Annotated in this window: 2 protein-coding genes; both read right to left on the reverse strand. The window is 73.4% G+C overall.

Translation table 11 applies throughout. The annotated features are described in order from the left end of the window. Positions 1-4,466 (reverse strand): beta-ketoacyl synthase N-terminal-like domain-containing protein (locus tag ACIQMR_RS37980; RefSeq protein ID WP_401397653.1); only part of this gene is annotated, 4,466 nt, incomplete at its 3' end. Positions 4,467-4,492: 26 nt separating this feature from the next. Beyond that, positions 4,493-6,760: SDR family oxidoreductase (locus tag ACIQMR_RS37985; RefSeq protein WP_401397656.1), on the reverse strand; the 2,268-nt coding region annotated here is incomplete at its 5' end.

Genomic DNA, 6,760 nt, shown 5'->3' on the forward strand with positions numbered 1-6,760 from the left:
ACCTCGATCGGATCACCCAAAGACGTCCCCGTCCCATGAGCCTCCACCAACCCGATCGACTCCACCGACACCCCCGCATCACCCAACGCCGCAGAAATGACGGCCGCTTGGGCTCGCGGGCTGGGTGCGGAGTAGCGGGTGGTGCGTCCGCCGTGATTGACGGCGGCTCCCTTGATGACACCCCGGATCCGGTCACCGTCCCGTCGGGCGTCGTCGTACCGCCGCAACACCACGGCCACGGCTCCCTCTCCCGGGACGAATCCGTCCGCGGTGTGGTCGAACGCACGGCTGCGGTGCCGGGGCGACAGAGCCATCAGGTCCCCCATCGACCGGAAGTACTCCGGGCTGATGCCGGCGTGCACGGCCCCGATGACGGCCGTGTCGATGTCACCGGTGCGCAGGTGCTGGAGTGCCGAGTGGATGGCGACCAGAGACGACGAGCAGAGGGTGTTGACCAGTCCGCTCGGGCCGTGCCAGTCCATCAGGAAGGACAGCCGGTTCGCGATCATCGCCTCGAGCCCGAGGCCACGCCCGTCGGGTACGCCGTGGCGCACCCTCTCCTCGTGGTAGTGGTCGTGGCTGTACGCGATCCACAGACCGGTGGTGGCGCCGTCGGCCCGTCTGCCGATCCGGCCTCCGTCCTCCAGGGCCTCCCAGATCGTCTCGTACACGATCCGCGCCTGCGGATCGATCAGGGGGGCTTCGCGGGCCGAGATCCGGAAGGGCGCCGGGTCGAACTCGTCCACACTGTCGAGGAACGAGGCGTAAGGGACCGGTCCGGTCGCCTTGTCCCAACGCCCTTCGGGCAGCGGGCCGATCGTGTCCCGGCCTTCGGCGAGCAGCTCGGCGAAGGCGGTCAGGTTGCCCGCGGTGGGCAGCTTGACCGCTGCGCCCACGACGGCGATGTCGCGCGGCCGTGATGCCGGAGCGGCCGCTGGGGGCTCGGCCGGGAGTTCGGCCTCGGACTTTCGTGGCGTGACGGTCGCCCGCGCCACCGGTGCGGGCACTTCCGCGACAGTCGGAGCCGCCTCGGATGCCGGGGCGACCTCGGATGCCGGGCCGGCCTCCGACACCTGGGCGGCCGGGGCCGCCAGCATGTCGACGAGCTGCGGTGCCTCCTCCACCAGAAAGTCGGCGAACTGCCGGGGGGTCGGGTACTCGAAGAAGACCGTCGGGTAGAGGGACAGGCCGTGCTCCTGAGAGATGCGCTCGCTCAGCGTCACCAGGCCCACCGAGTCGAACCCGGCGGACAGGAACTCCGTGTCGATGTGCTCCTCCGAGGTGCCCGTCAACGCCAGGAACCAGGTGAGCGCCCGCGCGGACCGCGAGGCGGCGGGCGCCGCCGGGGCAGCGGAACGTGGTGGTGCCGGCGTGAGCGACGTCGGCTCCGACGGAAGCGCCGCGACAGGCGCGGGCGGCACGACCGCCGCAACCGGCGCGACCGGAGCAGGCGTCTCCCCCGCGCTGAACGCCTGCATGGGAACCCGCTTGGACGCCATGTCGCCGAAGACCAGGAGCGGTGTCCCCGCCGCATCGGTCACTGTCTGGGTGACCCGGCAGGCTTCGTCGTTCCAGAAGGCGATCTCCGTCCGCACGTAGGCGGCGTCGTCCAGCGGTCCGAGGACGTCCAGTCGGCCCACCGAGAGCGGGATGAACGCGGACGCGTCCGCCGCGCCGAACACGGGGTTGGCCGGGTCGATCGCCGCGACCGTCACGCTGTCCAGCAGCCCGGGGAACAGCTGCACGCCCGGCGGGTTCATCTCCCGCTGCCGGGCGCCCTCGATACGGGCGAGGGTGCCGCCGTCCGGCAGGCTCGCCACCCAGGAGATGTTCCGGTAGTAGCGGCCGTGGTGGTATCCGATCCGCCGCAACCACCGGTAGAGGCCCGAGCCCGCGTGCACGGCGGAGCCGGCGCAGTCGGCCAGCAGAGACGCCAGGGGAACCGGAAGCGGCGGCTCGGGCGGGCGCCCGGTGGCGAGCCGGCCGGTGACGAAGAGTTCCCCGCTCTCGGGGTCCTCCACCCTGAACCGGTTCTCCGCGTCCACCCGGCCGGTGACCCGGTGGGCGCCGGACGGGATGAGCGGGCGATGGAAGAGGATGTCCCGGGCCCCGTGGAAGAGTTCGCCGCGCAGTGCGGCACCTTCGCGCAGGAAGTCGAACCACGCCACGCCCGGGAGCATGAGCGTGCGATACACCGCGTGCTGGGCGATGGGCGCCTCGGCCGGGCCGAACACACGGGAGAACGTGTATCCGGCCGTCCCCTCGTCCGCCACCAGCTCCGCGGGCGTCCCGGGTTCGGCCGAGCGCAGAGGCTCGGCCAGGTTCAGGGCGCGGCCGCGCAGTTGGGCGGAGGGCAACAGGCGCTTGCTCCACGACACGCCTGTGGCCTGCTGGAACGCCGCCCAGTCGATGTCCTGCCCCTCCTGGAAGAGCTCGGCGGCGATCGCCGCGAGCACCACGGCGACCTCCCGCTCGTCGCGGGCTTCGGCCAGCCGTGTGCCGACGTCGTGGCCGTCGGTCGCGGGGTCCTGTGCGTCGCGCACGAGTTCGTTGTCGCTCCGCAGGACGTCGGCCAGCGCCTGCTCCAGCGGGACGCGTCCACGTACGAAGTCCCCGACCGCCTCCCACCCCGTGGGCAGGTCCACCGCGCCTTCGGGCAGTCCCAGGTCGCGCAGCGCGATCGCGAGAGCGACCCCGGAGGCGATCCGGAGCAACTCGCCGGAGAACGTGTCCAGTCGGGCACCGGTGGCCGCTTCGAACAGGCCGAGGACCTCGTGAACGGCCGGTGCGGAGCGGTCGAGGGCGGTCAGCCACGCGGGCGGGACGGCGGTCGCCTCGGGACGTACGGACACGGCGGTGCGGGGACCGTCGGCGCCACCGGCCTCCTGTGCACCGGCCCGCAGGAGCCATGTGCGCAGTGCGGTGGCCAGTTGGTCCGCGTTCGCCCCGACGACGGCCAGCCGCTCGGTTCGGTGCGGCCGGGCCAGGCGGGCCGTGGCGCAGACGTCGCCGAGCTCGCCGGGCCCGTCCGTCAGGGTCGGCAGGAACTCCAGCCACTGGGCGACCAGTTCCCGCAGCGCGTACGGGCTGTCGGCGGACAGCGGCAGCACATGGACCGGCACGGGCCGGCCGTCGAGCGCTGTCGACCCGGCGAGGGTGCTGTCCGTGCGGGGGGCGGCCTCGGCCACCACATGGGCGTTGGTGCCGCCGAAGCCGAATCCGCTCACCGCGGCCCGGCGCACCGGAGCGTCCGGCCAGGGCTGGCGTGTGCCGGGCAGGTGGAAAGGACTGTCCGCGAGGTTGAGGCGCGGGTTGGGGGACTCCACGGCCACGGCCGGGACGGTACCCTCGCGCATCGCGACGATGATCTTCGCGAGTCCCGCGAGTCCCGACGCCGAGTGCAGATGGCCGATCCGGCGCTTGATCGAACCGAGCGCGACGGAGTTCCGGGCGACGCCGTGCCCGGCGAACACCTCGGTGAGCGCGCGCACCTCGATCGGGTCGCCGATGGCGGTGCCGGTGCCGTGCGCCTCGACGTACTGGACGGTCGCCGGGTCGATGGTCCTGTACACCTTGCCCAGCAGGTCGATCTGGGCTTCCAGGTTCGGCGTGGTGACACCCATGGTGCGGCCGTCGTTGTTGACGGCGACCCCGCTGATGGCTCCGAGGATCACGTCGCCGTCGGCCAGCGCCGCCGGCATCGGCTTCAGCACCAGAGCGGCGGCTCCCTCCCCGGGCACATAGCCGTTGGCCCTGCTGTCGAAGGTGTGGCACAGCCCGTCCGGGGAGAGCGCCCCCGTGCGGGAAAGGAGGACGAACGTCAGCGGGTCGATCAGCAGGTCGACCGCGCCGACCAGGGCGAGCTCGGAGGTTCCGGCCGCGAGGCTCTGGCAGGCGAGCCAGACCGCCGACAGCGAGGACGAGCAGGCGGTGTCGACCACCAGGCTCGGGCCCGCCAGGTCGAAGCGGTCGGACAGCCAGGCCGCCATGAAGTTCTGTGACCGCCCCCACAGGGCGGCCGGTCCGGGTATGCCGACGGGGCCACCCGGGCCGGGCGGAACCGTGCCGCGGCCCTGGTCGAATCCGTACGCGTTCATGCGTGCGGCGACGAACACGCCGGCGTCGAGCCGCCGGCGCACGCCCAGGTAGCCGGAGTCCTCCAGGGCCCGCGCGCCGACCTCCAGCATCACTCGCTGCTGGGGGTCGAGGAGTACGGCGTCCTCGGCGGTCATGCCGAACGCCTCGTGGTCGAAGGAGAACGGGTCCACCAGGAAGCCGCCGCGGTGGTGCGTGCCCTGGTGGGGCCCCTCGCCCCGGTACAGCTCGCGGGCCCACCGGCTCGGCGGGACCTCGCCGACCTCGACCCCGTCGCGGCCCAGCAGTGCCGTCAGGTCGACGACGTCCTCGGCGCCCGGGAGCCGTACCGCAAGGCCGATCACGGCGATGCGGGTGTCGAGCTCGCTCACAGCAGTCCTTTCGTTCGACTCTCCGGTCATGCCTGCCCCGGCCCCCGCTGTCCGTCGTGCTCGAGCAGGGGACGCAGCAAGGCGCTCAGCGCGGAGGTGGGCACGTCCTCGTGGTCGGGGGTGGGGGGACGGTGGGAGACCGGCGCCGCATGGGCGGCGAGGTCGGCCGCGATCTCGTCGGCCGTGCGCGCCCGCATCAGCAGCGACGGATCGACGGTCAGATCACTGCGCTGCTCAAGGGCCGTGGTCAGCTCGGCGATCACCAGGGAGTCCAGCCCGAGCCTCTGGAGCGGACGGTCTCCCGGGTCCTCCCCGAGCACCTGGACGAAGGCGTCCCGGACCCGTGCGCGCATCCCCGTGACGTCCTGCCCGGTGCGCGCTGCGGGGACATGTGGTGCGACCCGCGCCACCGTCGACGCGCCGGCCTCGGCCCGCGCCGCCGGCACGGACTCGGCGGACTCGGCCCGCGCCGCCGGCACGGACTCGGCGGCCTCCGGCGGGGTGGCGGGAGCGCTTCCCGGGAAGATCACGGCGCCACCCGAGCGCAGGTGGTCGAAGAAGGCGTCCAGTGCCTGCTCGGCGCTGAGCGAGTACGCGGCGGAGAAGGACGCGTCCGCCTTCATGCCGATGCCCGTCCAGTTGGGCCACGCGTGTGCGGTGACCGTGGTGACGGCGTCGTTCTCCCGCTCGGCGAGGGCCAGTTGGTAGGCGTTGGCGAGGCTGTAGTCGACCAGGCCCCGGCCGGCCAGCGCCTGCGTGCCGGCGATCGAGGACACCAGGACGGTGAAGTCGGCGCCCTGTTCCTTGGCCAGCCGTACGACGTTCAGCGAGCCGGCGACCTTGGGGGCGAGCACCTTCTCGGCGTCATCCCATGTCCGGCGGTGCATCGCCCCGAACGGGTTGACCCCGCCGGAGGAGTGCACGATGCCGACCAGCCGGCCCCAGCGCCGGCCGAACTGCCCGGCCACAGCGGCGAGCGCCGCCGGGTCGGAGACGTCGCAGGCCAGGTACTCGACCTCGGCGCGCCGCGCCAGCTCCCGCAGGGGGGCGGAGCTTTCGGCATCGACGACCGACCGGCCGATGATGCCGATGCGCTTGGCTCCCCGGTCGACGAGCCGCTCGGTCAGGCGCAGCCCTACGGCACCCAGTCCTCCGGTGACCAGGTAGTACCCGGAGGCCGGCAGGGCGTACGGCGGGCCGGCCGGTGTGGGCACCGGTTCCGGGGTGTACCTGACGCCTCGCCGGTAGGCGGCGGCCACCGTGCCGGCGTCGGCCCCGGCCGCCGGGCCGGCGCTCAAGGCGGCGTACTCGGCCGCCAGGCGGACGGCGTGCGCCTCGGCCGGGTCGGCCGGGTCCAGATGGACCACCGCGGTGGGCTTTCGGTTCTCGGCCCCGGCGGCCCGTACGGCCATGGCCATGGCGGCCCGCTCGGGTGACAGGTCGCCGCGCTCGCCGGGCTGCACGGCCACGTCGTGGAATCCGGCCCAGAGCAGCTTCCCGTACGCGGGCAGCGTCTTGATCGTGTTGCCCAAATCTTCCCAGAAGCCACTGAGTTCGCCGGTGGGGCCGCCCTGGCTCCTCCGGCTGTCCGGGGCGTCGACGACGATGGTCGCGTCCGCCTCTCGGCCGGGCTCGACGACGGTCACGCTCCGGTCCCGGAGGGCAGTCGTGAGCGCCCGCCCGATCTCGGGGTCGGCGGCGACGAGGCGCACCGTGGCCGGGGCGGCCACGAGCGCGGGCGCCAGTTCTCGGGCGCGCCACTCGACGCGTACCGCCTGGCCGCCCGCCGCTGCCGAACCCGGCACGACCGCGCGGTCGGTGGTGTGCCAGTACGACCCTCGCGCGAACGGATAGGTGGGGAGGTCCGTGACGCGGGCGCCCTTCGCGGAGAGCGAGGCCCAGTCGATGTGCGCGTACCCGGCCCTGACCCAGTCCACGACGTCGGCGGGCGCGGGCGTGGGCGTCGACCGGGTCGCCCCGGAACGGCCCGCCGCCTCTTCGGCGGTCAGGTCGATGTCGACGCGAGCCACCGGAACACCGCCGGCGGCGACGGAGCGCAGCGCGGCGGCGAGTTCGGCGGCTGTGTGTCCGTACACCGCGGTCTGGAACTCCAGCGGGGAGCGGCCGGTGTTGGCGGTGTGGCAGAGGTCGGCGGTCTCCCAGTCGTCGCGTGCCGTCTCGAACCTTTCGGCGTAGGCGCCGGCGAGGGCCCGTAGCGCGGTCTCGTCCGCCGCGCTCACCCGCACCACATGCGAGTCCTGCACCAACGACTCCCGCAGTGGCGCGACGGGGGC

Source organism: Streptomyces sp. NPDC091376 (assembly GCF_044757085.1).
Classification (GTDB): domain Bacteria; phylum Actinomycetota; class Actinomycetes; order Streptomycetales; family Streptomycetaceae; genus Streptomyces; species Streptomyces pratisoli.